This window comes from Streptomyces sp. NPDC093064, assembly GCF_044754605.1.
Taxonomy (GTDB): domain Bacteria; phylum Actinomycetota; class Actinomycetes; order Streptomycetales; family Streptomycetaceae; genus Streptomyces.
On record NZ_JBIVPK010000018.1, the window covers coordinates 71,723 to 97,780 of the forward strand.

The following is a 26,058-nucleotide window of genomic DNA, read 5'->3' on the forward strand; positions in this document are numbered from 1 at the left end:
GAAAACGCAACAAGGACCCCGACCATAAGGCCGAGGTCCCGCACGATGGTGTCCGAGGGGGGACTTGAACCCCCACGCCCGATAAAGGGCACTAGCACCTCAAGCTAGCGCGTCTGCCATTCCGCCACCCGGACCAGGTGTCTGCCGCCTGACCGAGGGTGTTCCCCGCGGCGACATGGACAACAATACCAAGGTTTCGGGATGCGTTTCACCTGCGTATCCGCCCTGGGAGGGCCTCCGGGGCGGTGGACACGGTTTGTGATCGGGGCGCGACGGGCTCATCCCCCTCGGGCGAGTTCCGCGGCGCGGCTCGCGGCCGTCTCCATGGTGGCGGCCTGTTCGAGCAGGGGGTGGGCGCGCTCGTCGAGGATCGCGCGGCCGCGGGCCGCGTTGGTGCCGTCGAGGCGTACGACCAGCGGTCGGGTGAGCCGGACGGTGTCCAGGGCCTGGATGATGCCCTCGGCGACGGTGTCGCAGGCGGTGATCCCGCCGAAGACGTTGACGAGGACCGACCGCACGGACGGGTCGGAGAGGATGACGGACAGCCCGTCTGCCATGAGCCGGGCGGAGGCTCCGCCGCCGATGTCCAGGAAGTTGGCTGGGCGGGCGCCGCGGCCGGCGACCATGTCCAGTGTGGACATGACCAGGCCGGCGCCGTTGCCGATGACGCCGACCTCGCCGTCCAGCCTGACGTAGGTGAGGCCGCGGGCCGTGGCCGCCGCCTCCAGCGGGTCGTCGTGTTCGGTGTGCTCGACTCCCCAGCGGGCCTGGCGGAACCGGGCGTTGCCGTCGAGGGTGATCCTGCCGTCGAGTGCGACGATCCGGCCCCGCCTCGTCCGCACCAGCGGGTCGACCTCCACCAGCAGGGCGTCCTCGCCGACCAGGACCTGCCAGAGCCGGACCAGGGTGTCCACGGACTGCGGGGGCAGGCCCGCCGCCGCGGCGATCCCGGCCGCCTTCGACGAGGTGACGCCCTCGGCCGGGTCGACGGGGACGCGCGCCACCTGCTCGGGACGGCTCGCGGCCGCCGCCTCGGTCTCCGTGCCGCCTCGCGCCGAGGCGAGGGCGAGGAAGCCGCCCGTCGGGCGGTCGAGGACGTAGGTGACGGAGAACTCCTCGGCGGCGTCGACCGGTTCGGCCACCATCACCTTGCAGACGCGGTGGCCCTTGATGTCCATGCCGAGGATCTGGCGAGCCGTCAGTTCGGTGGCCGCGGGGTCGGCGGCGAGTTTCACTCCGCCCGCCCTGCGCCGCCCGCCCGTCTTCACCTGGGCCTTGACGACGACCCGGCCGCCGAGCCTGCGGGCGATCTCGCGGGCCTTCTTGGAAGAGTCGGCGACCTCGGCCCGCGGCACCACGATGCCGTACTCCTCGAAGAGTTGCCTTGCCTGGTGTTCGTAGAGGTCCATTCCGGCTCCCGTGCGGGACGGCTCCTGGCTGAAAAGTACTGCGCAACCCCTGGACACCTTTGGCGGGATGCGGGATAACAAACTTCATACAGTATTCGTCGACTGTATGCAATGAGCTGGTCGGCGAGCAGATCGAGTCCGGGAGCGGCCGGCGGTGGGCGCGGGCCGTCCCCGGACCGTACGCGCGACCGCACAGGCTGCACCGGACCCGCCCCCCGCCGCAACGGCGCTGTTCCGCAAGACTCCGGGCCGATCGAACGCCCGGCGCATCGTCCCCGATCCCCACCGACACGGCGAGGAGATGGCCAGACATGACCGCGGATCCCCTATCGACCAGAAGTACGCCGCGCGACGCCCGCTCGGCGCACGGCTCGTATCGCGAAGTGACCGACTCCCGGGGGCGGGTCTACCGCATCGGTGAGACCGACATCGACGTCATGGGGCGTCGCCGCAGGTGGATGGTCATCCTCCCCTGGGTGGGCATGATGGGCATCAGCTCCGCCGAATACGCGTTCACATCGGCGGAGGAGACCCTGCACAAGGCCCATCTGTGGAGCAGTGGGCACATCTTCTGGCTGATGGGCGTCTGGGTGTTCTTCCAGGCGGCCGTGGCCTTCCCGGCCGGACAGCTGCGGGAGAGCGGCAGGCTGCCCGCCCGTTCGGCCATGCTGCTCGGCGCGGTCGGCACCCTGCTGGGCTATCTGTCGCTGGCGTACGCGCCGCATGTGATCGTGGCGTACTTCGGCTTCGGCATGTGCAGCGGCATCGGCGCCGGTCTCGTGTACGCGACCTGCGTGAACATGGTCGGCAAGTGGTATCCGGAGCGCAAGGGCGGCAAGACGGGCTTCGTCAACGGCGGATTCGCCTACGGCTCCGTGCCGTTCGTGTTCCTGTTCACCTCGTTCATGGACCTGGGCAACTACCGGACGGTGCTCGCCTGCGTCGGTGTCGGACTGTGTCTCATGGTGGCGACGGCCGGCTGGTTCTTCCGGGACCCGCCGAAGAACTGGTGGCCCGCTCACGTCGACCCGCTGAAGCTGACCGACGACCCGAAGATCCGCCGGGCGCTGGAGAAGAACCCGCCGGCGGTCAAGCAGTACACCCCGGGCGAGGCCGCCCGTACGCCCGTCATGTGGCTGATGTGGTTCTGCCTGCTGTGCACGGCCGGCATCAACATCTTCGGCATCGCCTTCCAGGTGCCGTTCGGCAAGGACATGGGGTTCGCGGGCGGGATCGTGGCGACCGCGATGTCCCTGAAGGCGATCGTCAACGGCACCGGGCGCGGTGTCATCGGCTGGATCTCCGACCAGTGCGGGCGGCGCAACACCCTGATCATCGTGTGTCTGGTGCTCGGCACGGCGCAGTTCGGTGTACTGGTGTCCGGCCAGATGGGCAGCATGCCGTTCTTCCTGTTCTGCTCCATGGTGTCCGGGTTCGGCGGCGGAGCGATCTTCCCGCTGTTCGCGGCCATGACGGCCGACTACTTCGGGGAGAACCACAACGCCGCCAACTACGGCATCGTCTACAGCTCGAAGCTGATCTCCGGGCTCGTCGGTTCGGGTCTCGGCGCGGTCGTCGTCGCGGCCTGGGACTACCAGGGCGCGTTCGTCCTGGCGGGTTCGATCGGGCTGGCCTCCGCGGTGCTGGCGCTGTTCCTGAAGGCTCCGGGCAGGCCGCAGTCCCGGCGCGGCATCGCCGCCAACCCCCGGCCCCTGGGCGAGGACATGGCGTGAGCGCGTGAACCGCGCGCGGAGGGCCTCCCCGGGGATTTCCGGGGAGGCCCTCCGCGGGTGTGCGTTACTTGCGGCGCAGCGCGGCCATGTTCTCGTAGCCGATCCGCGCGTGTTCCATCGACTGGGCCAGGTTGGTGGAGCTCGGAGCGTTGTCCTGCTCGACCATCGGGTTGTGGTAGTTCGGGTGACCGACCCGGGAGAAGAAGGTGGTGTAGTCGATGACGCCGGTGCCGAACGGGACCATGTCGTAGCCCTGTCCGTTGGTGGTGTTGATGACGCCGTCCTTGGCGTGGAACAGCGGGTAGCGCTTGTTGTTGGCGGCGACCAGGGCCGCCGGGTCGAAGATGTTCTGCCGGACGGCACCGTCGTGGTCGGTGTAGGTGCGGAACTTGTACTGGGCCACGTGCGCCCAGTAGATGTCCATCTCCAGCCAGATCAGCTTGGGGTCGGTGATGGACAGGAAGTACTCCAGCTTGCGGATGCCGGAGCTGCGGGTCGGCCGCCCCTGGGCGTCGAGCGGGCCGCCGTCGAGCAGGAAGCCGTAGGCCGTGTCGTGGTTGTGGGTGTAGAGCTTGATCCCGGCGCTGCGGGCGATCTCGCCGAGGGCGTGCCACTTCTCGGCGGCGACGTCCCAGTCGGCCTTGTAGTTGCTGCCGGTGGGGTCGTTGCCGGTCCCCATGTGCTGCATGCCGAGGATGTTGGCGATCTCCAGGTGCTTCTTGAAGGTGTCCAGGTCCCCGGTGGTCAGCGGCCAGGAGCCCGGGATGAAGCCGTGGTTGCCCTGCGCCCGCAGCCCGAACTCGTCCAGCCAGCCGCGCAGCAGCTGGGCGCCCTCGACGCTCTCCAGGTTGGCGCCGCCGGGGGCGTTGCGGTGCTGGCCGTAGCCCGCGAACTCGACCTGCCGGTAGCCGTAGCGGGCCAGCTGCTCGAACACGGCGCGGAAGCCGGACGGCAGGCTGGTGGAGAACGGGTCACGGCCGGTGGCGTCGCGCACCGTGTAGAGGATGATGCCGCGCTTGTCCTCGGGGACGAGCAGGTGGCCCTTGGCCTTGCCGTTCGACTCGGCGGGGGCCGCCTGCACGGGGGCCGCGCCGAAGACGGGAGCGGCGATCGCCCCGGCCGCGACGGCGGTGCAGGTGCTGAGGAAGCTGCGGCGGCCGATGCCCAGGCTGCGGCGCAGCAGTTCGTCGGTGCCCTGGTCGGTGGCTTGGATGTCGTTCACGGGTGCCTCTCTTCGGACTTGTGGTCTGCTTGGCCGAGACCGGCGAGGTGGAGCAGGAGGGACTTCACGTCGGTGGCCGCGATGCGGTCGCCGACGGCGCGGGGGGTGGAGCACAGGAGGAGCGGACCGTCGTCGTCGCTCGCGGGCAGGCGGCCGTGGCTGCCGCGGATGGGTGCGGCGTCGAGGGGTACGACCGCCATGCGGTAGCGCAGCCCGAGTTTCTTGCGGGCCACCGCGGTCGCCGCCTTGACCTTCACATAGGGGTCGTGCGGGTCCATGAAGAGCTCGACCGGGTCGTAACCGGGCTTGCGGTGGATCTCGACCAGCTGCGCGAAGTCGGGCGCGCGTTCGTCGTCCAGCCAGTAGTAGTACGTGAACCAGGCGTCGGGCTCGGCGACGGCGACGAGTTCGCCGGAGCGCGGGTGGTCGAGGTGGTGGGCCTTCTTGCCCTCGTCGTCGAGGAGTCTCTCGATGCCGGGCAGTCCGTCGAGGGCGGCCCTGGTCGCGTCCATGTCCTCGGGGCGGCGCACGTAGACGTGGGCGATCTGGTGGTCGGCGACGGCGAAGGCGCGGGAGGCCATCGGGTCGAGGTACTCCATGCCGTCCTGGGTGTGCACTTCGAGCAGGCCGGCCCGGCGCAGGGCGCGGTTGATGTCGACGGGCCGGTCGGCGCGGGTGATGCCGTACTCGGACAGCACGACGACGGTACGGCCCTCGGCGCGGGCGTCGTCCAGGAGCGGGGCCATGGCGGCGTCGAGGTCGGCCGCGGCTTGCAGGGAGCGCGGGTCGTCGGGGCCGTAGCGTTGCAGGTCGTAGTCGAGGTGGGGCAGGTAGCAGAGCGCCAGGTCGGGTCGGCGGGTGCGCAGGATGTGGCGCGTGGCGTCGATGATCCACTGGCTGGAGACGAGGTCGGCGCCGGGGCCCCAGAAGTGGAACAGGGGGAACGTGCCGAGTTTCTCGGTGAGTTCGTCATGCAGGGCCGGGGGGCGGGTGTAGCAGTCGGGTTCCTTGCGGCCATCGGCGTAGTAGACGGGCCGCGGCGTGACGGTGATGTCGGTGTCGGCGCCCATGGCGTACCACCAGCAGATGTTGGCGACCGTGTAGCCGGGGTGGGCGCGGCGGGCGGCGTCCCACAGCTTGTCGCCGGCGACGAGGCCGTTGTGCTGCCGCCACAGCAGGACGTCGCCGAGCTCGCGGAAGTACCAGCCGTTGCCGACGATTCCGTGCTCGGAGGGCATGGTGCCGGTCAGGAAGGTGGACTGGGCGGCGCAGGTGACGGCGGGCAGGACGGTGCCGAGCGCGGCGCGGGAGCCCGACTGGCCGAGGGCCTTGAGGTGGGGCATGTGGTCGAGGATGCGCGGGGTGAGACCGACGACGTCCAGCACGAGCAGGGGTGTCGGTCCCTCGGGCCGGGTCATGGCAGTTCCTTCAGGCCGAGGTCGGTCAGCAGGTCGCGGGTGAGGGCGAGTTCGGCGGCGATGCCGTCGGCGAGCCGGCCGCGGTCGCGGGGGCGCAGCTCGGACGGGAGCGCCTGCCAGGTGTAGGTCTCGACCTCCAGGTGGCGGGTGAGCGGCCGCGGGCCGCCGACGAGCCGGGTCAGTGCGGTCTTGAGGACCGGGAGGGTGGAGGTGAGGGGTTCGGCGGGGGCCGCGTGCAGGGGGACGTGGAAGTGGGCGCGCCAGGGCGCGGCGTCGGGCAGGACGTCGCCGCCGAGTGCTTCCCCGAGGTCGTCGGTGCCGCGCAGCCCGGCGGCGGTGACGGTACGGGTCTGGTGCAGGAAGCGGGGTTCGTCGAAGGCGGCGAGGGCCGCGCGGACGTCGGGCAGGTGGGGGTGCTCGGCGTGCAGGGCGGCCGACAGCTGGGACTTGACGATGGGGACGCCGGCCGCGGTGAGGGCGTCCAGGGCGGTGTGCGGGTCCTCGAAGGAGGTGGCGAGGTGGCACGTGTCGACGCAGATGCCGATGCGGTCGCGGGCGATCGCGGTCAGCGGGGCGATGGCGTCGTGCGTGGTCTCGACGACGCAGCCGGGTTCGGGTTCCAGGCCGACCCGGATGGAGCGGCCCGTCAACTCCTGGAGTGCATCGAGGCGTTCGGCGAGGATGCGCAGGGCGGTACGGGCCCGCTCGGCGCGGGTGTCGTCGTACGCGGTGCGCCAGGCAAGCGGCAGGGTGGAGACGCTGCCCTCTCCGACGTCGTCCGGGAGGAGGCCGGCGAGGATGCGGGCCAGCGCGGTGGTGTGGTCGAGGCGTTCGGCGTCGGCCCAGTCCGGCTTGTAGACGCGGTACTTGACCTCTTCGGCGCCGAAGCCCTGGTAGGGGAAGCCGTTGAGGGTGACCACCTCGAGGCCGTGCCGGTCGAGTTCGGCGCGCAGGGCGCGCAGCGCGGACGGGTCGGTGTCGAGGGTGCGGGCGGCGTCCCGGGCGAGCCACAGGCCGATGCCGAGGCGGTCGCGGCCCAGTCGGCGGCGGACGGGCTCGCAGTGGTCGCGCAGTTGGGCCACGACGCCGTCGAGGGTCTCGGCGGGGTGGACGTTGGTGCAGTAGGCGAGGTGGACGGTGGAGCCGTCGGGGTGCCGGAAGCGCATCGATCACTCCCCGCCGCGCAGGATGCTGTTGCCCTCGTGGGTGGCGCCGGTCGCGGCGACGTCGAGGCTCAGCCGGCCGCTGAGACCGTAGAACTCGACGGGGTTGCGCCACAGCACGCGGTCCACCTCGTCCTCGGTGAAGCCCTCGGCGAGCATGAGGTCGCCCACCTTGCGGGTCTTGAGGGGGTCGCTTCTGCCCCAGTCGGCGGCGGAGTTGACCAGGACCCGTTCGGGGCCGTGGGCGCGCAGGATCGCGACCATCCGCTCCTCGTCCATCTTGGTGTCGGGGTAGACGGAGAAGCCGAGCCAGCAGCCGCTGTCCTTGGCCTCCTTGACGGTGGTCTCGTTCAGGTGGTCGACCAGGACGCGGTCCATGGCCAGCGCCGACTCCCGTACGACGTCGAGGGTGCGGCGCAGCCCGACGAGCTTGTCGCGGTGCGGGGTGTGGACGAGGGCGGGCAGCCCGTGATCGGCGGCGAGCTGCAACTGGGTGGAGAGGGCGGTGTCCTCTTCGGGGGTCATCGAGTCGTAGCCGATCTCGCCCACGGCGACGACCTGGTCCTTGACGAGGTAGCGGGGCAGTTCGTCGAGGACGGGCAGGCAGCGCGGGTCGTTGGCCTCCTTGGGGTTCAGGGCGATGGTGCAGTGGTGGGCGATGCCGTACTGGGCGGCGCGGAAGGGTTCCCAGCCGATCAGGGAGTCGAAGTAGTCGAGGAAGGAGGCGGCCGAGGTGCGGGGCTGGCCGAGCCAGAAGGCCGGTTCCACGAGGGCGCGGACACCGGCGGCGTACATGGCCTCGTAGTCGTCGGTGGTCCTGGACGTCATGTGGATGTGGGGATCGAAGATGCGCATCAGGACTCCTTGCCGTCGGGGTCGACCGGGCCGTGCGGCGCGGTGTCGGGCTCGGTCAGGGCCAGGACGCGGTGCAGGTCCTCGGGGACCTGGCGGCCCGCGGCGGTGCGTTCGGCGGCGTAGTCGCCGAGCATGCGGGCGAGTTCGGCGTCGCCGCGGGCGCGGCGGCCCAGGTCCGCGACGCTGTCCACGGGCACGCCCGTGAACAGGCACTTCAGCACGGCGTGCCGCCATGCGTGGGGGGCCAGGTGCCCGGCGGCGTACGGGCCCACGGCGGCGGCGATCAGCCGGGTGTCGTTGGTGCGCAGCGCGTCCTCGACGAGCGGGAGGGCGTCGGGGCCGGGCACGAGGTAAGGGAGGGCGTGCAGGACGGCGCGGCGTTCGTCGGCGGTGCCCTGGCGGTAGACCCGGGTGAGGGCGTCGAGGCCGGCGTGGGCCGCGTGCAGGATGAGGACGCGGGCGGCGTCGGCGTGGGCGGGGCCGCAGCGGCGGCCCGCCTCGGCCAGGCGCAGCTCCCACACGGAGATCGGCCCGTGGGCGCCGGGGTGGGCGGCGGCCTCGTCGAGCGCCTGGTCGAGCCAGGCCCGTGCGGCCGGTGCGAGGCCGCTGTCCGTACGGACGCGCAGCTCGTCCGTCGGGGTCGGTGCGGGGGCGGTGCCGGCCGCGGGGGTGCCCGCGGTGCCGGTGCCGTGCGGGTGGGTCATCGGGTGCTCCCTTCTGGGGTGACCGGATGCTCGGGGGCTGGACGCGCGGGGGCTGGACGCGCGGGGGCGGGAAGCCCGGTGGCCGCGGGGGCCGGGGGCTCGCCCGTGGACGCGGCGGCGGAGGCCGCTCGGCGGAGGAAGGGCAGGGAGAGCTCGGCCTGGTGCGGGCCGGCGTGGGAGTGCCGGGGCAGTTCCACGACGGTCAGGCCCTGGTAGCCGGTGGCGGCCAGGGCCGCGAGGACGGGCGGGAAGTCGATCTCGCCGTCCCCGAACGGGAGGTGTTCGTGCACGCCGCGGCGCATGTCCTCGATCTGGACGTGCCGCAGCCAGGGCGCGGCGGCGCGGACGCACTCGGCCGGAGGGAGGGGTTCGAGGCACTGGCAGTGGCCGATGTCGAGGGTGAGGCCCAGGTTCTCCGGGTCGCCGAGGATGCCGCGCAGGTGGTGGAAGTCGGCGAGGGTGGCGAGGAGGTGACCGGGTTCGGGCTCCACGGCGAGGGGGACGCCGGCGGCGGTGGCGGCCTCCAGGACGGGGCCCAGGGACTCGGCGAGCCGCTTCCACGCCGTGTCCCGGTCGGTACCGGGCGGGGTGATGCCGCTGAAGCAGTGCACGGCGTGGGCGCCGAGGTCGGCGGCCACCCGTACGGCCCGCAGCAGCAGGTCGGCGCGCCGGGCGCGGTCCGCCGGGTCCGCGTCCAGGAGGGAGGGGCCGTGCTTGCGGCGCGGGTCGAGCACATAGCGGGCGCCCGTCTCCACCGTCACCCCCAGGCCGAGCGCGTCCAGCCGGTGCGCGACCCGGCGGGTGCGGGCGGCCAGGTCGGGGGCGAGCGGGTCGAGGTGCATGTGGTCGAGGGTCAGTCCCACGCCGTCGTAGCCGAGGTCGGCGAGCAGGCCGAGGGCGTCGTCGAGGCGCAGGTCCGCGAGGCCGTTGGTGCCGTAGCCGAAGCGCGGGGCCGCGGCGGGGTCGGGGCTCATGTCACGCTCACCTTCCTCGCGAACCTTCGGGCCAGGGGGGCCAGGGCGGCCGTGCACAGGGCGGTGACCGGTGCGCCCGCGCGGGCGGACAGCGCGGCCTGGAGCGGGATCATGGCGCGGATGCCGCCGCCGACGGCCCTCTGGGTGAGCGGGGGCGAGGAGTTGAGGACGGCGTGGGCGAGGGGGCGGGCGACGGTGGCGGCGTAGCCGAGCGCGAGGGCCGCACGGAGCGCACCGCCCGGTGCGGGGGTGAGGCCCGGCGGACCGAGGGGGGCTGCTCCGCCTCGGTCCGCCGGGAGTCTGAGGGCCACGGCGGGCGGGGTCAGTGCGTACGCGACGCCGGAGGTGACCGCGAGGGCCGCGAGCGGGACGGCGGTGGAGCCGCCCTGGGTCTCCCGGCGGGAGACGGCGGTGACGGCCAGGGTGTGGGCGCCGAGGGCGGCGGCGGACGGTACGGCGTCGCGGACCCGGCCGCCGCTCGCGGCGGCGCCGAGCACGAGGTCCAGGCTCCGGGCCGCCGCCATCACCGGCGGACCCGCCCAGTTCCGCTTGAGGCCGAGGTCGTACGCCCAGACCGAGGCGGCGAGCGGTACGGCGACGGTGAACGCGGGCCGGCCGGCGCGGGCGGCGAGCGCGAGGCCCAGAGCGGTGAGCGCGCCGGCCGCGGCGAGCGCGGCGCCGGGGGCGATCCGCCCGGACGGGAGCGGCCGGTGCGGGCGCTCCACGGCGTCCTCGGCGCGGTCCGCCCAGTCGTTGAGCGCCATGCCCGCCTGGTAGAGGCACAGGGACGAGCCGATGGCGAGGAGGGTACGGGCCCCGGGGGCCCGCCCGGCCACCGCGGCCCCGGCGAGGGCGTCGCCGGGGACGGTGAACAGGGCGGGCAGCCGTAGCAGTTCGACCCAGTCGGCGGGGGTGCCGAGGGCGGGGCGGCGGGGTGGGAGCGGGGGCGGGGTGGAGGTGGGCGCGGGGGCCGGGCTCGTGGCGGCGGACGCGGCGGGGGTGGCCGTGGGTGTGGGGTTCTCCCCCGCCGGGTCGGTCGGATCCGCGGAACCGGCGGGTCTCGCGTCCGACGGCGGCCCCTGCTCCGCCTGTGGCGGTGGTGACGGGCGGCCGTGGTCCTCCTCCTGGCGCGGTCGGCCGCGGGACGCGGATCCGCGCGCCCCGACGACGGCGGCGACGGTCACCGCCAGGGCGATGGCCACCAGACCGTGGCGGGTCATCACTGGTCCCCCAGCCGTCGGCCGAATTCCAGGAGCGCCGCGTACTGCTCCCCCAGCGCGGCGGGCGCGCCCGGGTCGGGGTCCTTGAAGTAGAAGCCGAGTTCGGGGCGCGGCCCGGTCAGTCCGCGTTCGTGGGCGCGGGCCAGCAACCGGGCCAGGTCGAGGACCAGGGGCGCGGCGAGCGCCGAGTCGCAGCCCTGCCAGGTGGTCTGGAGGGTCATCCGGGAGCCGAGGAAGCCGCCGAAGGCGATGTGGTCCCAGGCGGTCTTCCAGTCGCCGAGCGCGGGCACGTCGTCGATGTGGACCTCTCCCTGGGGGACCGTGCCCAGGGTGTCCGCGAGGACCCGTTCCTTGCCGGAGTTCTTCGCCGCGGCGGCGGCCGGGTCGGCGAGGGCGGCGCCGTCGCCGCCGCCGAGGAGGTTCGTTCCCGACCAGGCGAGCACGTGCAGCGCCCGCTGCGCGAACATCGGGCCGAGTACGGATCGCAGCAGGGTCTGCCCGGTCTTGCCGTCGCGGCCCGCGTACGGCAGGGCGGCGGCCTCTGCCTCGGCGGCGAGCGCGGGGTGGTGCAGCCCGGTCGACGGGGTGAAGTTGACGTACGGGCAGCCCGCGCGCAGGGCCGCTGCCGCGTACAGCGAGCTGGCGGGCAGGGCGGTGCCCTCGGGGGCCGGTTCGGTGGAGGCGACGTTGACGACGACGGTGCGGGCGAGGTTGTGGCTGCGGGTGAAGTCACGGATGTCGCCGGCGAGGGCGTCGATGAGGGCGTCCTCGCTCCGGGTGTCTCCGGGCAGCGGGCCGCCGGGCCTGATCTCCCCGTCGGCGGCGGTCAGTTCGCCGCGGACGGCGGAGGGCAGGCCGTGCGGCAGGACACCGCCGGCGGCGAGGCTCTCGGCGCGTTTGGGCAGCGGGCAGTCCACGGTGTCGTGCCCGCCGAAGACTAGGGAGGACAGAGCGGGCAGGCCGCTCGCGGCGAAGGGCTCTGTCTCGGTGACGAGGCCGGCGGCGGGATGCAGTCCGGCGGCGACGGCGGCGCATCCGGTGACGGCGGTGGTGGCGACGGAACCTCTCGCGCCGATCAGCCAGACACCGGTGCGGGAGGGGGAAGCGGAAGGTTCGGCGGACATGGGCAGCCTCCTTGTCGTACGCGAACCGGAAGCCGGACGGGGTGGTCGGGCGCCGGGCGGCCTCCGGGGCGCCGCCGACACCAGGCACCGGCCTGAAACCGGAGCCAGAAGCGGAGTTGGGACCGGCTCCGGATCCGGGACCGAGATCCGGAACCGAAACCGGGACCGGAACCGGAACCGGAACCGGAACCGGAGCCGAGACCGGGCCGGAACCGGAGCCGGGACCGAGACCGGAGCCGGGACCGGGATCCGGACCAGAGCCGAGGCCGGGACCGGAGCCGGATTCCCGGCCGGGCGAGGCCTCGGCCTGGGCCGGGACCTGGCCCGGGACCGGAGCCAAGGCCGGGACCCAGAGCCGGGACCCGGACCAGAACCCGGACCGAGGTCCGGGACCGGGCCCGGTCCGGGAACCGGCTCAGGTGCCTGCACCGGGTTTCCGGCCGGACAAGGTCTCGACCTGAGCCGAAACCGAGCCCGGAACCCGATCCAGGACCAGAAACCAGAACCCGCACACGGGCCGGAACCCAGATCCAGAACCAGCGCCGGAATCCCGGCTGGGCAAGGTCTCAGCCTCAACCGAAACCAAGCCCGCGACCGGATCCAGGACCGGGACCCCGGGTCGGAACCGGGACCGAATCCAGTACCGGATCTAGGACCGGACCCCGAGCCCGGACCCGACTCGGGGCCGGAACCGGGATCCGGAACCGAAGCCGGGATCCGAAACCGGAGTTGGAGCCGGGATCCGAAGCCGGAGTTGGAACAGGGGCCCGGTACCGGCTCCGCCTTCCCGGCCAGGTCGGGTTTCGGCCTGGGTCGGGGGGCGGGGTGCCGGGGCCGGGTTCGGGGGTGGGCCGGCCCGTTCCGCCCCCGGTCGGGGGCGCGGGCCGGGCCGGTTGGGTTGGGGACGGCGGGCGGGAGTCCGGCGTCTCCCGCCCGCCGCCGTTTCAGGCGCCCTCAGCGGGCGGCTCTTCCGTGGTTCAGGCGGTGCGCGGCTTGCAGTCGGCCTTCTCCTGGCCGGTGGCGTACTTCAGCCCACCGAGCAGGTGACTGCGGAAGCCGTCCTCGGCGTAGGACTCCTTGGTGTGGCCGAGGCCGGTGTAGAAGGCACGTCCGCCCTGGTAGGCCTGGCACCAGGCGATCGGGTGGTCGCCCTTCATGTTGCCGCCCTGGTAGGAGGTCTCGTCCAGGGAGGCCAGGACGCGGACGCTGTCACGCGGGTTGGAGCGGTAGTTGTACCACTCGTCGGTGCGCTCCCACTTGTCGTCGAGGCCCTTGGTGGCCGGGTGGTCGTGCTCGGGGACCAGGACGGTGGCCTTCTGGATCTGCGGGTGCGAGTCGAAGTAGGCGCCGACCAGGCCGCCGTAGAACGGCCAGTCGTACTCGGTGTCGGCGGCCGCGTGGATACCCATGTAGCCGCCGCCGCCGGCGACGTACTTCTCGAACGCCTGCTTCTGGTCGGTGTTGAGGACGTTGCCGGTGGTGGAGAGGAACACGACGGCGTCGTAGCGGGCGAGGTTGGCCGTGGTGAACTGCTTGGCCTCCTCGGTGGAGTCGACGGTGATCCCGCTCGGACCGCCGAGGTCCTTCAGGGCCTGGACGCCGGTCTCGATGGAGTCGTGGCGGAAGCCGGCCGTCTTGGAGAAGACGAGGACCCGCTTGGCGTCGCTCGCCGGCTTCTTGTCCGAGATCATGAAGTCGTCGACGTCGAAGAGCGCTCCGTCACCGCCCTTGAAGACCAGGTACAGCTCGGTGGTCTTCTTCGGCAGCTTGCTGAGCGGGATGTCGATGTTCTGGAAGGTCTCCCAGCCGCCGGTCACCGGGACGACCCCGGAGCCGTGCAGGGTGCCGTTCGGCCCTCCGGTGCGGACCTCCAGGTACCCGCCGGCGCCGCCGGAGGAGACCCGGGCGGTGAGCGTCTGGGCGCCGTTGAGGTTGTACGGCTTGAACGAGATCCAGTCACCGTTGTCGATGTCGCCGACGGTCTTGCCGCCGTGCGCCTGGGTCTTGTCGTAGGTGCGGATGCCGCTCTGGGCGCTGAAGTGCTCGGCCTGCCGGTGGCGGGGCTGGAGCACGTTCTGCGCGTGGGTGGTCAGCGCGGCCTGACCGCCGCCGCCGTTGTCGGTGTACTCGGCGTCGAGGACCCCGAAGATGTTGGCGTTGGGGTCGTGCTCGCCGTCGGCCGGCACGGTGATGCTGCCCTCGCAGCCGTTGACCGAGGTGACCGGGTGCCCGTGGTTGTCATGGCCGAGGATGTAGCGGACGGTGACCTTCGAGCAGTCGATCTTCTTGTCCTCGGGGTCGGTGACCTTCACCTTGAACGGGATGGTGTCACCGAAGTTGAACAGGGCGCCGTCCGCCGGGGTCTCGAAGGTGACGGTGGGCGCGGTGTTGCCGACGACCACGTGGACGTTGGCGGTGGCCGTGTAGCCGCTCGGGTCCGTCACGGTGACGGCGGCGGTGTACGTGCCGTTGGTGCGGTAGGTGTGCTGGGGCGACTCGCCGGTGCCGGTGGTGCCGTCACCGAAGTCCCAGCTGTAGGTGAGCGCGTCGCCGTCGGCGTCCTTGCCGGTCGCGGAGAAGGACACCTTCAGGGGCGCCTGGCCGGAGGTCTTGTCCGACTTGGCGGTCACGGTCGGCGCGTGGCCGTTGGTGACGTTCTCGATGCGGTAGAGCGCCGAGTTCTCGTCGCCGCCGAACCAGGACAGGCCGTAGTCCAGGACGTAGAGGGCGCCGTCCGGGCCGAAGGCCATGTCCATCACCTGGGTGCCGGACCAGGGGAAGGGGTTGATGGACTTGACGGTGCCGTCGCCGTCGTGCTCGATCCGCTTGATCCACCGGCGGCCGAACTCACCGGCGAAGAAGTCCCCGTCGTAGGCCTCGGGGAACTTGGCGGCGGACTTCAGGTCGGGGTCGTAGCGGTAGACCGGGCCGCCCATCGGGGACTCGGAGCCGTTGCCGAACTCGGGGATCGAACCGCCGTCGTAGTCGATCCAGGCCGGCTCGGCCGGCGGGAGGTCGACCAGGCCGGTGTTGTTCGGCGAGGTGTTCTTCGGCGCGTTGCAGTCGAAGGCGTCGCCGGACTGCTTGGTGGCGAAGTCGTACTTGATGTACGCCTCGTTCTTGCCCACGCAGTAGGGCCAGCCGTAGTTGCCGGGCTTGGTCACGCGGTTGAACTCGACCATGCCGGAGGGGCCGCGGCTTGCGTTGGCGGCGCCGGCGTCCGGACCGTACTCACCGATGTAGATGTTGCCGGTGGGCTTGTCGATGCTGAACCGGAACGGGTTGCGGAAGCCCATCGCGTAGATCTCGGGACGGGTCTTGGCGGTGCCCGGGGCGAAGAGGTTGCCCTCGGGTATGTCGTAGGAGCCGTCCGGCTTGACCTTGATCCGCAGGATCTTGCCCCGCAGGTCGTTGGTGTTGCCCGAGGTGCGCTGGGCGTCGAACGCCGGGTTCCGGGTCGACCGCTCGTCGATCGGGGTGTAGCCGTCGGAGGCGAACGGGTTGGAGTCGTCGCCGGTCGACAGGTAGAGGTTGCCGTCCTTGTCGAAGTCGATGTCACCGCCGACGTGGCAGCAGATGCCGCGGGACGTCTTGACTTCGAGGACGTTCTTCTCGCTGGCCGTGTCGAGGGTGCCGTCCTGCTTCAGGACGAAGCGGGAGAGCCGGTTGACGCCGTCGAACGGCGCGAAGTCGGCGGCCGTGCCGTTCTCGGGGGCGTCGCCGGGCGGGGTGTTCAGCGGCGGCGAGTAGTAGAGGTAGACGAACCGGTTCTCCGCGAAGTGGGGGTCGATGCCGATCCCCTGGAGCCCTTCCTCGTCGTGGTCGTAGACGGCCAGCTTGCCCGCGACGGACGTGTTGCCCTCCGCGTCGGTCAGACGCAGGGTGCCGTCGCGGGAGGTGTGCAGGACGCTGCGGTCCGGGAGGACGGCCAGCGACATCGGCTCGCCGACCTCGGGGGCGCCCTTGGCCAGGGTGATTTGCTGGAAGTCCTCAGCGGCAGCGGCGGCCGCGGCGGCCGGCTTGGCGCTGTCGGGGTCGGCGGCGCTCGCCGGCGGCGCGGCGAGCGCGAGCGAGCTGCCCGCGAGGAGTGAACCGGTAAGAAGCGCTAGTGCCTTGTGGAATCTGGGACGTTTCCTGTGCACGAAGATCCCTCCGGGAGGGTGGGGGTCGTACGGGGCGGTTGCGATATGCCGGGGTTCGCCGTCACCCCGGAGATGTGCGTGACCTGTACAACTCCGGGACCGTAGCTGGCTTTGTCGGAGTCGGAAAGCCCTTGCACAGTGGAGAAGTTGAACTTTTTCCAGTGTCAGGACAAAGCGGTTTCCGGGCAGGCGGGAGCGCCGGGTGGGGCACCCCGCGCCCCAAAGGGGCGCGGGGTGCCGCGCGACCAGCCACAACAGACCCGCAGCCGCCGACGGGCAACGCCCGGGACGGCACTCCGCGTCCCCGCCGAACCGGCGGAGCTACTCGCTGCCGAAGGCCGCGTCGAACGACGCGCTCGGCGGGTCGAAGTCGAACTCCTTGAGCTTCCGCAGCGCCTCGGGGGCGCCCTGGAGCCGGTCCATGCCGGCGTCCTCCCACTCCACCGAGACGGGGCCGGTGTAGTCGATGGACCGCAGCATGCGGAAGACGTCCTCCCACGGGACGTCACCGTGCCCGGCGGAGACGAAGTCCCAGCCGCGCCGGGGGTCGCCCCACGGCAGGTGCGAGCCGAGGCGCCCGTTGCGCCCGTCGAGGCGCTTGCGGGCCTCCTTGCAGTCCACGTGGTAGATCCGGTCCCGGAAGTCGTACAGGAAGCCGACCGGGTCGAGGTCCTGCCAGACGAAGTGGCTCGGGTCGAAGTTCAGCCCGAACGCGGGCCGGTTGTCCACCGCTTCCAGGGCCTGCCGGGTGGTCCAGTAGTCGTACGCGATCTCCCCGGGGTGCACCTCGTGCGCGAAGCGGACGCCCTCGGCGTCGAACACGTCGAGGATCGGGTTCCACCGCTCGGCGAAGTCCTGGTAGCCGCGTTCGATCATGCCCGGCGGCACCGGCGGGAACATGGCGACCAGATGCCAGATCGAGGAGCCGGTGAACCCGATGACGGTGTCGACGCCGAACGCGGCCGCCGCCCGTGCCGTGTCCTTGAGCTCGGCGGCGGCCCGCTGCCGTACGCCCTCGGGCTCCCCGTCGCCCCAGATACGGGCCGGCAGGATGCCCCGGTGGCGCTCGTCGATCGGGTGGTCGCAGACCCCCTGGCCGACCAAGTGGTTGGAGATCGCCCAGCACTTGAGGCCGTACTTGTCGAGCAGCGCGCGCCGCCCGTCGAGGTAGGCGGGGTCGGCCAGCGCCTTGTCGACCTCGAAGTGGTCGCCCCAGCAGGCCAGTTCGAGTCCGTCGTAGCCGAAGTCGCGGGCCAGGCGGCAGACCTCCTCCAGCGGGAGGTCGGCCCACTGACCGGTGAACAGGGTGAACGAGCGTGACATGACCGGGCCTCCCTAGACCGGGACGGACGTGTAGAGGGAATTCTTCGCCGCGCTCTCCTCGACGGCGGCCAGGACGCGCTGGACCTGGAGCCCGTCGGCGAAGGACGGTTCGGGCGCGGTGCCCGCGGCGATCGCGAGCACCAGGTCGCGGGCCTGGTGGACGAAGCTGTGCTCGTAGCCGAGTCCGTGGCCCGGCGGCCACCAGGCCTCGAGGTAGGGGTGGTCGGGTTCGGTGACGAGGATCCGCCGGAAACCGGCGCTGACCCCGGGTTCCGTGTGGTCGTGGTACGAAAGCTCGTTGAGCCGTTCCAGATCGAACGCGAGCGAGCCATCGGCCCCGTTGAGCTCGATACGCAGCGCGTTCTTGCGGCCGGAGGCGAACCGGGTCGCCTCGAACGAGGCGAGCGCGCCCGAGCCGAACCGGGCTGTGAACAGGGCCGCGTCGTCGACGGTGACCTCCCCCCGGCCGCTGCCGCCGATGCCGCTGAGCCCGGCCGCCGCCCCGGCCGGCAGCGGACGCTCCCGGACGAACGTCTCGGTGACCGCGGACACCCCGGTTATCGGCTCGCCCGCGAGATACTGGGCGAGGTCGACGATGTGGGCGCCCAGGTCGCCGAGGGCCCCGGAGCCCGCCGAGTCCTTGCGCAGGCGCCAGGTCAGCGGGAACTCCGGGTCGACGAGCCAGTCCTGAAGGTAACTGACCCGTACGTGCCGCAGGGTGCCGAGGCGGCCCTCGGCGACCATGCGGCGGGCCAGCGCGGTCGCGGGCAGCCGCCGGTAGTTGAAGCCGACCATGGCGACCTGGCCGCGGGCCCGCGCCCGCTCGGCCGCCTCGGTCATCTCCCGTGCCTCCTCGACCGAGTTGGCGAGGGGCTTCTCGCAGAGCACGTGCTTGCCCGCCTCCAGGGCGGCCACGGCGATCTCCGCGTGGCTGTCGCCCGGGGTGCAGATGTCGACGATGTCGACGTCGTCGCGAGCGATCAGAGCGCGCCAGTCGGTCTCGGCGTCGGCCCAGCCGAGCCGGGCGGCCGCGCCCCGCACGGCCGCCCCGTCACGTCCGGCGACGACGGCCAGTACGGGCCGGTGCGGCAGGTCGAAGACGCGGCCCACGGTGCGCCATCCCTGGGAGTGGGCGGCGCCCATGAAGGCGTAGCCGACCATGCCGACACGCAGCGGAGGCTTCCCGGCCGCGGGCTCGCTCTCGGCCTGCTCCGACTGTCCCTTCAGGCCCATACCGATAACTCCTTCTCGTAAACGTTCGCAGCGGCGTTCCCGACGCCGTGATTGCGATGTGGGGGGTTGTCAGCGCCCATCACTTGAAGCCGGTGGGCATGTACTGGTCCACGTTGGTCTTGTCGACCACGGCCGAGTACAACGTGATGGACGCCGGGATCTCGAACTCCGCCATACCGGACACGCCCTTGGCCTGGCCCAGTGCTCGGGCCAGGTCGATCGCGGACGCGGCCATCGTGGGCGGGTACAGCACGGTGGCCTTCAGAACGCCCTTGTCCTCCTTGATCTGTTCGAACGCGGAGAGCGCGCCGGCGCCGCCGACCATGAGGAACTCGTCGCGCCCGGCCTGCTCGATGGCGCGCAGCGCGCCGACACCCTGGTCGTCGTCGTGGTTCCACAGCGCGTCGATGTGCTTCTGCGCCTGGAGGAGCTGGGCCATCTTCGCCTGGCCGGACTCGACGGTGAACTCGGCGGCCTGGCGGGCCACCTTGGTGATGTTGGAGTAGTTCTTCAGCGCGTCGTCGAAGCCCTGGGTGCGCTGCTTGGTCAGCTCCAGGTTGTCCAGGCCGGCGAGTTCGACGACCTTCGCGTTCGGCTTGCCCTTGAGTTTCTCGCCGATGTACTGCCCGGCGTTGAAGCCCATCCCGTAGTTGTCGCCGCCGATCCAGCAGCGGTACGCCTGCGGGGAGTTGAAGACCCGGTCGAGGTTGATCACGGGGATGCCCGCCTGCATCGCCTTCAGACCGACCTGGGTGAGTGCCTTGCCATCGGCAGGCAGGATCACCAGGACGTCGACCTTCTTGTTGATGAGGGTCTCGATCTGCCCGATCTGCGCGGCGGTGTCGTTGGAGCCCTCGGTGATCTCCAGAGTGACGTCGGAGTACTTCTTGGCGCGGCTCTTGGCGTTGTCGTTGATCGCGTTGAGCCAGCCGTGGTCGGCCTGCGGGCCGGCGAAGCCGATGGTGACGGCCTTGCCGGGCTTGTCGTCGGCGGCGGCGGGCTGGTCGTTCCCCGCGGGCTTCTCGTTCTTGGGCTCGTTGCTGGTGCAGGCGGTGAGGAAGGCAGTGGCGCTTACTGCGGCGCCGCCGAAGAGCAGACCTCTGCGGCTCGGTGTCTGAGGCATGGCGATGGCCTTTCCGGTGAGGGCCGTACGGAGTGGGCGGCTCGGCTGGGCTGGCTACGTGGTGGAGGCGGTGCGCCGCTGGACGAGGACGGCGGCGACGATGATGGCGCCCTTGGCGATCTGCTGGACGTCGGTCTGGAGGTTGTTCAGCGAGAAGATGTTGGTGATCGTGGTGAAGATCAGGACGCCGAGGACGGAGCCGACGATGGTGCCCCGGCCACCGCTCAGCAGGGTTCCGCCGATGATCGCGGCGGCGATGGCGTCGAGTTCGTACAGGTTGCCGTTGGTGTTCTGGCCGGAGCCGACGAGGACGATCAGCAGGAAGGCCGCGATGCCGCAGCACAGCCCGGACAGCAGGTAGAGGTAGAGGCGCTGGCGGCGGACGTCGATGCCCGCCAGGCGGGCCGCTTCCGCGTTGCCGCCGACGGCGACGGTGCGCCGCCCGAACGTGGTGCGGTTCAGCACGAGCCAGCCGATGACGGTGACGGCCGCGAAGACGAGGACCAGCGGCGGAACGCCGAGGACGTAGGAGTCGCGATAGCCGAGCCGCAGGATGCTGTCGATGGAGACGATCTGCGTCTTGCCGTCGGTGATCAGCAGGGCGAGTCCGCGCGCGGAGGCGAGCATGGCGAGCGTCGCGATGAACGGGACCATGCCGCCGTACGCGATGAGGACGCCGTTGACGAGTCCGCAGCCGACGCCGACGAGCACCGCCGTGAACAGTACGCCCACGAAGCCGTACTCCTGGGTGGCGACGGTGGTGGCCCACACGGAGGCGAGGGCGACGATCGCGCCGACGGACAGGTCGATGCCGCCGCTCATGATGACGAAGGTCATCCCGACGGTGACCACGCCGATGACGGACGCCAGGGTGAGCACCAGTTGCAGATTGCGGGTGTCCAGGAACTGGTCGGGTTTGGTGATGCCGCCGATGAGGATGAGGGCGGCGAGTACACCGAGCAGCGACAGGGTGCGCGCGTCGGCACGCGCCCACACGAGGCGCAGCGGGCCGGCGCCGCCGACCGGGGCGTCGGCGGCGGGGGACGGCCCGGCGTCGGGTCCGCCCTGCTGGGCCGGGGTGGCGGGCTGCGTCATGACGTCGCGCTTCCTTCCTCGATTACGGACTGCGTGGACACGGGGCTTCCTTCCATGACCAGGTCGAGTACGCGGTGTTCGTCCAGCTCCCGGGCGGGTGCCGTGTGGACGACGAGCCCTTCGCGGAGCACCAGGACGCGGTCGGCGAGGCCGAGCACTTCGGGCACCTCGCTGGAGACCAGGAGGACGGCCAGGCCCTCGTCGGCGAGGCGGCGCACCACCGCGTACAGCTCGGCGCGGGCGCCTACGTCGACGCCGCGGGTGGGCTCGTCGAGGAGCAGGACGCGGCAGCCGCGCAGCAGCCAGCGCGCGAGGACCGCCTTCTGCTGGTTGCCGCCGGAGAGCGTGCGCACCGGGGCGTCGGGTTGGTCGGGGCGCAGGGAGAGTTCGCGGGTGGCCTGCCGGGCGGCGTTCCGTTCGGCGCGCCGGTCGATCCAGCCGCCGCGGGCGAAGCGCGACAGCGTGGAGACGCTGACGTTGCGGGTGACGGACTCCAGCATCAGCAGGGCCTGGGCCTTGCGTTCCTCGGGGGCGAGCCCGAGGCCGGCGCGGACGGCGGAGCGCACGCTGCCGGGGCGCAGGGGTGTGCCGTCGACGAGGACGCGGCCCGCGCTGGGTTTGCGGGCGCCGTAGATGGTCTCCAGGATCTCGGAGCGGCCGGAGCCGACGAGTCCGGCGAGGCCGACGATCTCGCCGGGCCGCACTTCGAGGTCGAGGGGGGCGAACTCGCCGTCGCGGGCGAGTCCTTCGACGGTGAGGACGGGTGCGGGGTGCACGGCGTCGGCCGGCGGGCGCGGTGGGAAGACGTACTCGACGTTGCGGCCCGTCATCAGGGAGACGATCTCGCGGGTCGGGGTGGATTCGGCGGGCAGTCCGCCGGCGACGGCGCGGCCGTCCTTGAGGACGGTGACCCGGTCGCCGATGCGGCGGATCTCCTCCAGGCGGTGGGAGATGTAGACGACGGCGACGCCGTCGGCGGTGAGGTCGCCGACGATGCGGAAGAGGTTGTCGACCTCGTCCGGGTCGAGCGCGGCGGACGGCTCGTCCATCACGATGAGCCGGACGTCGTGGGAGAGGGCCCGGGCCATGGAGACGACCTGCTGCTGGGCGGCTGAGAGCTCGCCGACCAGCCGGGCCGGGTCGATCTCGGGGTGGCCGAGCCGCTTGAGGAGGACGGCGGTGGCGGAACGGGCCTCACGGCCGCGGACGACGAAGCCGGCGGAGGTGGGTTCGTGGCCGAGGAAGACGTTCTCGGCGACGGACAGATGTGCCACCAGGTCGAGTTCCTGGTAGATGGTGGCGATGCCCAGGTTCATGGCGGCGATCGGGGACTTCAGGGTGATGGGCTCGCCCCGCCAGGTGATCTTCCCGTCGTCGGGCTGGTGGGCCCCGGCGAGGACCTTGATGAGGGTGGACTTCCCGGCGCCGTTCTGGCCGAGCAGGCAGTGGACCTCTCCGGCCAGGACCTCCAGGTCGACTCCGTCCAGGGCACGGACTCCGGGGAACGACTTGGTGATGCCGGACATGCTGAGCAGGGGTGATTCTGGAGCCATGGTGGTTCCCCTCGGCGGATACGGCCGGTCTCAGGGCAGGGCTGACGTACGCGGGGCGTACCGGTACCGGTGCGCGGCGTGTGCTGGGATGTCGGGGTACGGGGGTGTGCGGGTACTCGGGGATGTGCGGGACTGGGATGCGGAGTGCGGGCGCGCCGGTCGTACGTGGTACGTGCCGGTGCTCGGGACGTGCTGGTGGTGCGCGGACGTACGGGTGCGCGGGACGTGCCGGTGGTGCCGTGCTGCGTGCTGGTGGTGCGGGACGTGCCGGTGGTGCGGGGTGGTGCGCGCCGGTCAGGCCGGCGAGAACAGGTGGTCGCTGATGAGCCGGGCCGCGCCGATGACTCCGGCGGCGGGCCCCAACTCGCCCAGGACGATGGGCAGGTTGCCGGTCGCCAGGGGCAGCGACTGGCGGTAGACCTGGGTGCGGATCGCGGCGAGCAGCGTGTGGCCGAGGCCGGTGACCCCACCGCCGATCACCACCAGGCCGGGGTTGAAGAAGGAGACCAGTCCGGCGATGACCTGGCCGGTGCGGGTGCCGCCCTCCCGGATCAGGCCGAGCGAGGTGGCGTCGCCCGCGGCGGCCGCGGCGGCCACGTCGGCGGCGCTGAGGGCGCCGTTCGTCTCCAGCCGGGTCGCCAGCTCGGCCGACAGTCCCTGCTGGGCCGCCTCCAGCGCGTCACGGGCCAGGGCCGCGCCGCTGAAGTGGGCCTCCAGGCAGCCCCGGTTGCCGCAGACGCAGGGCCGTCCGTCGGGCACGGCCTGGATGTGCCCGATGTCGCCCGCGCTGCCGGTCGTTCCGCGGTGGACCTCGCCGCCGACGACGATGCCGCAGCCGATGCCGGTGCCGATCTTGACGCAGAGGAAGTCGCCCACGGAGCGGGCGACGCCCGCGTGCTGCTCCCCCATCGCCATGAGGTTCACGTCGTTGTCGACCATGACCGGGCAGCCGAGTTCCTGGCTGAGCGCCTCCCGCACGGGGAAGCCGTCCCAGCCCGGCATGATCGGGGGTGCCACGGGGACGCCCTGGGGGAAGCGGACGGGACCGGGGACGCCGATGCCGGCGCCGTCGTAGCCCTCCGCGAGCCCCGAAACCTTCAACTTCGCGGCCATGGCGAGGACTTGCTCGAAGACCGCGACGGGCCCCTCGCGTACGTCCAGCGGCTGGTTGAGGTGTCCGAGCACTTCCAGTTCGGCGTTGGTGACCGCGACGTCGACCGAGGTCGCGCCGATGTCGACGCCCAGGAAGCGCAGTTCGGGGGCGAGCCGGACGTTGTGGGAGCGGCGGCCGCCGCGCGAGGCGGCGAGTCCGTCGGCGACGACCAGTCCCGTCTCCAGGAGCCGGTCCACCTCCACGGCCAGCTTCGACCGGGACAGCTCGACGCGGTCGCCGAGTTGTGCCCGGGAGCTGGCTCCCCCGTCGCGCAGCAGCTTCAGCAGCCGGGCCTGGTGTGTGTTGGCGGGTCGTGCCGTCATACGTCTCACGTGCCCCTCCCCGCCTCAATTCGGCCTGTACGCAAGGGATTCCGGCCACTTGGCCGCTTGCTTGAGAGAGGAACGTAGCAGCGACTGCCGGAACTGGGAAGAAGTTGCGCATGGATTGCCGCCAACTTTCTCCACCGACAGGACAAAGTTGGCGGCGCCGAGCGGGGCCCCGGACCGGTCTTCATGAGGTCGGGGCTGGGCTCGTTCGGGTCAGGGCTCGGCCTGCGGGATCAGAGATCGCCCCGGGGGCAGGGCTCGACGCGCAGGGTCAGGGCTTGGCCTGGCCGTGGTACGACCTGCGGGTGTGCTCCGTGTGCTCGCGCATCAGACGGGTCGCGCGCTGCTCGTCGCGATCGGCGATCGCCTCGATGAGCGCGCGGTGCTCGATCCAGGACTGGCGGCCGCGCTGCCGGGCCACCGGCGTGTAGTACCAGCGCACCCGGCGGTCGACCTGGGCGGCGAGCTCGGCGAGCACCGCGTTGCCGGCCAGCTCCACGACCTTGGCATGGAAGCGGGCGTTCAGAGCGACGGCCGTGTCCACGTCGTCGGCGGCGACGGCCTCGAACCCCTGCGCCACCAGCTCCTCCAGGGCGGTGACGCCGTCGCGGTCCGCGTTCGCGGCGGCGAGGCGGGCCGCCTCGGCCTCCAGGAGCATGCGCACGCCGAGGAGCTGGTCGGCCTCCTCCTCCGTCGGCTCGTGCACGAAGGCGCCCTGGGCGGGCCGCAGATCGACCCATCCCTCGGTGTTCAGCCGCTGGAGCGCCTCGCGCACCGGCTGCCGGGAGACGCCGAGGTGCCCGGCGAGTTCGCTCTCGACGAGGTGCTGGCCCGGCTGGAGGGTACGGGTGGTGATGAGCTCCAGCAGGGCTTCGTAGACGCGCTCGCGCAGCGGGCCGGGGCGCTCGAGCCTGGGCACCGCCCCCTGCGGCAGTCCTGTCGACAACATTGCGGTCCCCTCCTCGGCCGGGCGCCGGCGCAGCAGGCGGACACCCGGGTCCTTGACACTCGGGCGGAGCATCGATCGCCGTTCGTCTACAGTCTACGATGCGCAGTCGAACACGATCAGCGGATGTCGCGGGCGTCACACCCGCGCGCGACGCACACGCGCGCGTGAAGCCCGCGCGCGTGAACCCCTCACACCCACCGGGCGAGGACCCGCCGGCCGCCGATCACGGGCAGCGCACGACCTGCCCGGCGTAGGACAGATTGCCGCCGAAGCCGAACAGCAGCACCGGGTCGCCGGCGGCCACCTCGCCCCGCTCGACGAGCTTGGACAGGGCCAGCGGGATACTCGCGGCCGAGGTGTTGCCGGACTCGCTGACGTCGCGGGCGACCACGGCGTTGACGGCTCCCAGCTTCGCGGCGAGCGGCTCGATGATGCGCAGGTTGGCCTGGTGCAGGACGACCGCGGCGAGTTCCTCGGGCGCGAATCCGGCCCGCTCGCAGGCCTGCCGGGCCAGCGGCGGCAGCTGCGTGGTGGCCCACCGGTAGACGCTCTGCCCCTCCTGCGCGAACCGCGGAGGCGTGCCCTCGATCCGTACCGCGTGCCCCATCTCGGGCACCGAGCCCCACAGCACCGGACCGATTCCGGGCTCCTCGCCCGGTCGGCAGGCCTCGACCACGGCGGCCCCGGCCCCGTCGCCGACGAGCACGCAGGTCGTGCGGTCGGTCCAGTCGGTCACGTCGGTCATCTTGTCGGCGCCGATGACCAGGGCGCGGGTCGCGGCGCCGGCGCGCACGGTGTGGTCGGCGGTGGCCAGGGCGTGGGTGAATCCCGCGCACACGACGTTGACGTCCATCGCGGCCGGCTGCGGCACGCCGAGCCTGGCGGCGACGCGGGCGGCGGTGTTCGGCGAGCGGTCCGTGGCCGTGGAGGTGGCGACGAGTACCAGGTCGATGTCGGCGGGCGCGAGGCCGGCCGCCGCGAGCGCCTTGGCGGCGGCGTGCGCGGCGAGCTCGTCGACCGGCTCGTCGGGCGCGGCGATGTGCCGGGTACGGATGCCCACCCGGCTCCTGATCCACTCGTCGCTGGTCGCCACGATGCCCTCCAGGTCCTCGTTGGTGAGCACCTTGGCGGGCTGGTAGTGACCGACGGCGGTGATGCGCGAGCCGTTCATGTGATCCCCCTCGTGGCCGTGGGTAGCGGGATTCACCAGTCTGATCAGTGACTCACGGGTAGCGCGGCAGGTGAAGTCACAGGATTGGCGGGCCCCGCTTGTCGGCTTCCGTCAGAGGGACGCCCACCCGCACGGCCGGGGGCCCTTGCCCCCGTGACGGCAAGC

The 26,058-nt window shown here is 72.0% G+C and carries 19 protein-coding genes and 1 tRNA gene; 1 reads left to right on the forward strand and 19 read right to left on the reverse strand.

What is annotated here, in order from left to right; all coding sequences use genetic code 11:
• Positions 1 to 46: 46 nt before the first annotated feature.
• Positions 47 to 134, reverse strand: a tRNA-Leu gene (locus ACIQFZ_RS22390).
• Between the two features lie 144 nt (positions 135 to 278).
• Positions 279 to 1,409: an ADP-forming succinate--CoA ligase subunit beta gene (gene sucC / locus ACIQFZ_RS22395; protein WP_402691979.1), complete on the reverse strand. Its 1,131-nt coding sequence runs from the start codon at positions 1,407 to 1,409 to the stop codon at positions 279 to 281.
• A gap of 311 nt (positions 1,410 to 1,720) precedes the next feature.
• Between sucC and ACIQFZ_RS22400 the strand changes: the two genes are divergently transcribed.
• Positions 1,721 to 3,142 carry an OFA family MFS transporter gene (locus tag ACIQFZ_RS22400; protein WP_365775850.1) on the forward strand — a complete coding sequence of 474 codons (1,422 nt, stop codon included), beginning with the start codon at positions 1,721 to 1,723 and terminating at the stop codon, positions 3,140 to 3,142.
• A gap of 64 nt (positions 3,143 to 3,206) precedes the next feature.
• Here ACIQFZ_RS22400 and ACIQFZ_RS22405 read toward each other — a convergent pair whose 3' ends face one another.
• From ACIQFZ_RS22405 to ACIQFZ_RS22485, 17 genes are all read right to left on the reverse strand, one after another.
• Complete coding sequence (locus tag ACIQFZ_RS22405; protein ID WP_383058101.1) at positions 3,207 to 4,364, reverse strand: sugar phosphate isomerase/epimerase family protein; 1,158 nt, start codon at positions 4,362 to 4,364, stop codon at positions 3,207 to 3,209.
• Positions 4,361 to 5,782 carry a nucleotide pyrophosphatase/phosphodiesterase family protein gene (locus ACIQFZ_RS22410; RefSeq protein ID WP_402691980.1) on the reverse strand — a complete coding sequence of 474 codons (1,422 nt, stop codon included), beginning with the start codon at positions 5,780 to 5,782 and terminating at the stop codon, positions 4,361 to 4,363. The genes ACIQFZ_RS22405 and ACIQFZ_RS22410 overlap by 4 nt, the downstream gene beginning before the upstream one ends.
• Positions 5,779 to 6,948 (reverse strand): metabolite traffic protein EboE, encoded by a 1,170-nt coding sequence (eboE, locus tag ACIQFZ_RS22415; protein WP_383058104.1) that lies wholly within the window; start codon positions 6,946 to 6,948, stop codon positions 5,779 to 5,781. The genes ACIQFZ_RS22410 and eboE overlap by 4 nt, the downstream gene beginning before the upstream one ends.
• 3 nt (positions 6,949 to 6,951) lie before the next feature.
• The gene (locus ACIQFZ_RS22420; RefSeq protein WP_376545011.1) at positions 6,952 to 7,800 is read right to left on the reverse strand and encodes a TatD family hydrolase; all 849 of its coding nucleotides are present in this window, start codon (positions 7,798 to 7,800) and stop codon (positions 6,952 to 6,954) included.
• Positions 7,800 to 8,504, reverse strand: coding sequence for an EboA domain-containing protein (locus ACIQFZ_RS22425; protein ID WP_376653549.1), 705 nt, complete (start codon positions 8,502 to 8,504; stop codon positions 7,800 to 7,802). Before ACIQFZ_RS22425 ends, ACIQFZ_RS22420 begins: the two co-directional genes overlap by 1 nt.
• Entirely contained in the window at positions 8,501 to 9,478 is a 978-nt protein-coding gene (locus ACIQFZ_RS22430) for a sugar phosphate isomerase/epimerase family protein (protein ID WP_383058108.1), read from the reverse strand. Before ACIQFZ_RS22430 ends, ACIQFZ_RS22425 begins: the two co-directional genes overlap by 4 nt.
• Entirely contained in the window at positions 9,475 to 10,698 is a 1,224-nt protein-coding gene (locus ACIQFZ_RS22435; protein ID WP_383058110.1) for an SCO3242 family prenyltransferase, read from the reverse strand. The genes ACIQFZ_RS22430 and ACIQFZ_RS22435 overlap by 4 nt, the downstream gene beginning before the upstream one ends.
• Entirely contained in the window at positions 10,698 to 11,822 is a 1,125-nt protein-coding gene (locus ACIQFZ_RS22440; protein ID WP_365430938.1) for an inositol-3-phosphate synthase, read from the reverse strand. The genes ACIQFZ_RS22435 and ACIQFZ_RS22440 overlap by 1 nt, the downstream gene beginning before the upstream one ends.
• Positions 11,823 to 12,799: 977 nt before the next feature.
• Complete coding sequence (locus ACIQFZ_RS22445) at positions 12,800 to 15,964, reverse strand: ThuA domain-containing protein (RefSeq protein WP_383058111.1); 3,165 nt, start codon at positions 15,962 to 15,964, stop codon at positions 12,800 to 12,802.
• A 321-nt stretch (positions 15,965 to 16,285) separates the two neighbouring features.
• Entirely contained in the window at positions 16,286 to 17,287 is a 1,002-nt protein-coding gene (locus tag ACIQFZ_RS22450) for a sugar phosphate isomerase/epimerase family protein (protein ID WP_365428015.1), read from the reverse strand.
• Between the two features lie 12 nt (positions 17,288 to 17,299).
• Positions 17,300 to 18,520 carry a Gfo/Idh/MocA family oxidoreductase gene (locus tag ACIQFZ_RS22455; RefSeq protein WP_365428018.1) on the reverse strand — a complete coding sequence of 407 codons (1,221 nt, stop codon included), beginning with the start codon at positions 18,518 to 18,520 and terminating at the stop codon, positions 17,300 to 17,302.
• 79 nt (positions 18,521 to 18,599) lie between these two features.
• Positions 18,600 to 19,643, reverse strand: a complete 1,044-nt coding sequence (locus ACIQFZ_RS22460; protein ID WP_402691981.1) for a substrate-binding domain-containing protein — start codon at positions 19,641 to 19,643, stop codon at positions 18,600 to 18,602.
• A 54-nt stretch (positions 19,644 to 19,697) separates the two neighbouring features.
• Entirely contained in the window at positions 19,698 to 20,738 is a 1,041-nt protein-coding gene (locus ACIQFZ_RS22465) for an ABC transporter permease (RefSeq protein WP_365428023.1), read from the reverse strand.
• Positions 20,735 to 22,291, reverse strand: a complete 1,557-nt coding sequence (locus tag ACIQFZ_RS22470) for a sugar ABC transporter ATP-binding protein (protein ID WP_383058114.1) — start codon at positions 22,289 to 22,291, stop codon at positions 20,735 to 20,737. Before ACIQFZ_RS22470 ends, ACIQFZ_RS22465 begins: the two co-directional genes overlap by 4 nt.
• A 294-nt stretch (positions 22,292 to 22,585) precedes the next feature.
• A complete protein-coding gene (locus ACIQFZ_RS22475; protein WP_365428029.1) occupies positions 22,586 to 23,767 on the reverse strand; it encodes an ROK family transcriptional regulator in 1,182 nt (393 codons plus the stop codon).
• A gap of 277 nt (positions 23,768 to 24,044) precedes the next feature.
• Positions 24,045 to 24,722: a GntR family transcriptional regulator gene (locus tag ACIQFZ_RS22480; protein ID WP_402691982.1), complete on the reverse strand. Its 678-nt coding sequence runs from the start codon at positions 24,720 to 24,722 to the stop codon at positions 24,045 to 24,047.
• 223 nt (positions 24,723 to 24,945) lie between these two features.
• Entirely contained in the window at positions 24,946 to 25,893 is a 948-nt protein-coding gene (locus ACIQFZ_RS22485; RefSeq protein WP_402691983.1) for a beta-ketoacyl-ACP synthase III, read from the reverse strand.
• Positions 25,894 to 26,058: the final 165 nt, after the last annotated feature.

Coding starts and splice junctions, on each gene's coding strand:
- sucC (WP_402691979.1), bottom strand. CDS start 1,409: ATGGACCTCTACGAACACCAGGCAAGGCAACTCTTCGAGGAGTACGGC.
- ACIQFZ_RS22400 (WP_365775850.1), top strand. CDS start 1,721: ATGACCGCGGATCCCCTATCGACCAGAAGTACGCCGCGCGACGCCCGC.
- ACIQFZ_RS22410 (WP_402691980.1), bottom strand. CDS start 5,782: ATGACCCGGCCCGAGGGACCGACACCCCTGCTCGTGCTGGACGTCGTC.
- eboE (WP_383058104.1), bottom strand. CDS start 6,948: ATGCGCTTCCGGCACCCCGACGGCTCCACCGTCCACCTCGCCTACTGC.
- ACIQFZ_RS22420 (WP_376545011.1), bottom strand. CDS start 7,800: ATGCGCATCTTCGATCCCCACATCCACATGACGTCCAGGACCACCGAC.
- ACIQFZ_RS22425 (WP_376653549.1), bottom strand. CDS start 8,504: ATGACCCACCCGCACGGCACCGGCACCGCGGGCACCCCCGCGGCCGGC.
- ACIQFZ_RS22430 (WP_383058108.1), bottom strand. CDS start 9,478: ATGAGCCCCGACCCCGCCGCGGCCCCGCGCTTCGGCTACGGCACCAAC.
- ACIQFZ_RS22435 (WP_383058110.1), bottom strand. CDS start 10,698: ATGACCCGCCACGGTCTGGTGGCCATCGCCCTGGCGGTGACCGTCGCC.
- ACIQFZ_RS22440 (WP_365430938.1), bottom strand. CDS start 11,822: ATGTCCGCCGAACCTTCCGCTTCCCCCTCCCGCACCGGTGTCTGGCTG.
- ACIQFZ_RS22450 (WP_365428015.1), bottom strand. CDS start 17,287: ATGTCACGCTCGTTCACCCTGTTCACCGGTCAGTGGGCCGACCTCCCG.
- ACIQFZ_RS22455 (WP_365428018.1), bottom strand. CDS start 18,520: ATGGGCCTGAAGGGACAGTCGGAGCAGGCCGAGAGCGAGCCCGCGGCC.
- ACIQFZ_RS22460 (WP_402691981.1), bottom strand. CDS start 19,643: ATGCCTCAGACACCGAGCCGCAGAGGTCTGCTCTTCGGCGGCGCCGCA.
- ACIQFZ_RS22465 (WP_365428023.1), bottom strand. CDS start 20,738: ATGACGCAGCCCGCCACCCCGGCCCAGCAGGGCGGACCCGACGCCGGG.
- ACIQFZ_RS22470 (WP_383058114.1), bottom strand. CDS start 22,291: ATGGCTCCAGAATCACCCCTGCTCAGCATGTCCGGCATCACCAAGTCG.
- ACIQFZ_RS22475 (WP_365428029.1), bottom strand. CDS start 23,767: ATGACGGCACGACCCGCCAACACACACCAGGCCCGGCTGCTGAAGCTG.
- ACIQFZ_RS22480 (WP_402691982.1), bottom strand. CDS start 24,722: ATGTTGTCGACAGGACTGCCGCAGGGGGCGGTGCCCAGGCTCGAGCGC.
- ACIQFZ_RS22485 (WP_402691983.1), bottom strand. CDS start 25,893: ATGAACGGCTCGCGCATCACCGCCGTCGGTCACTACCAGCCCGCCAAG.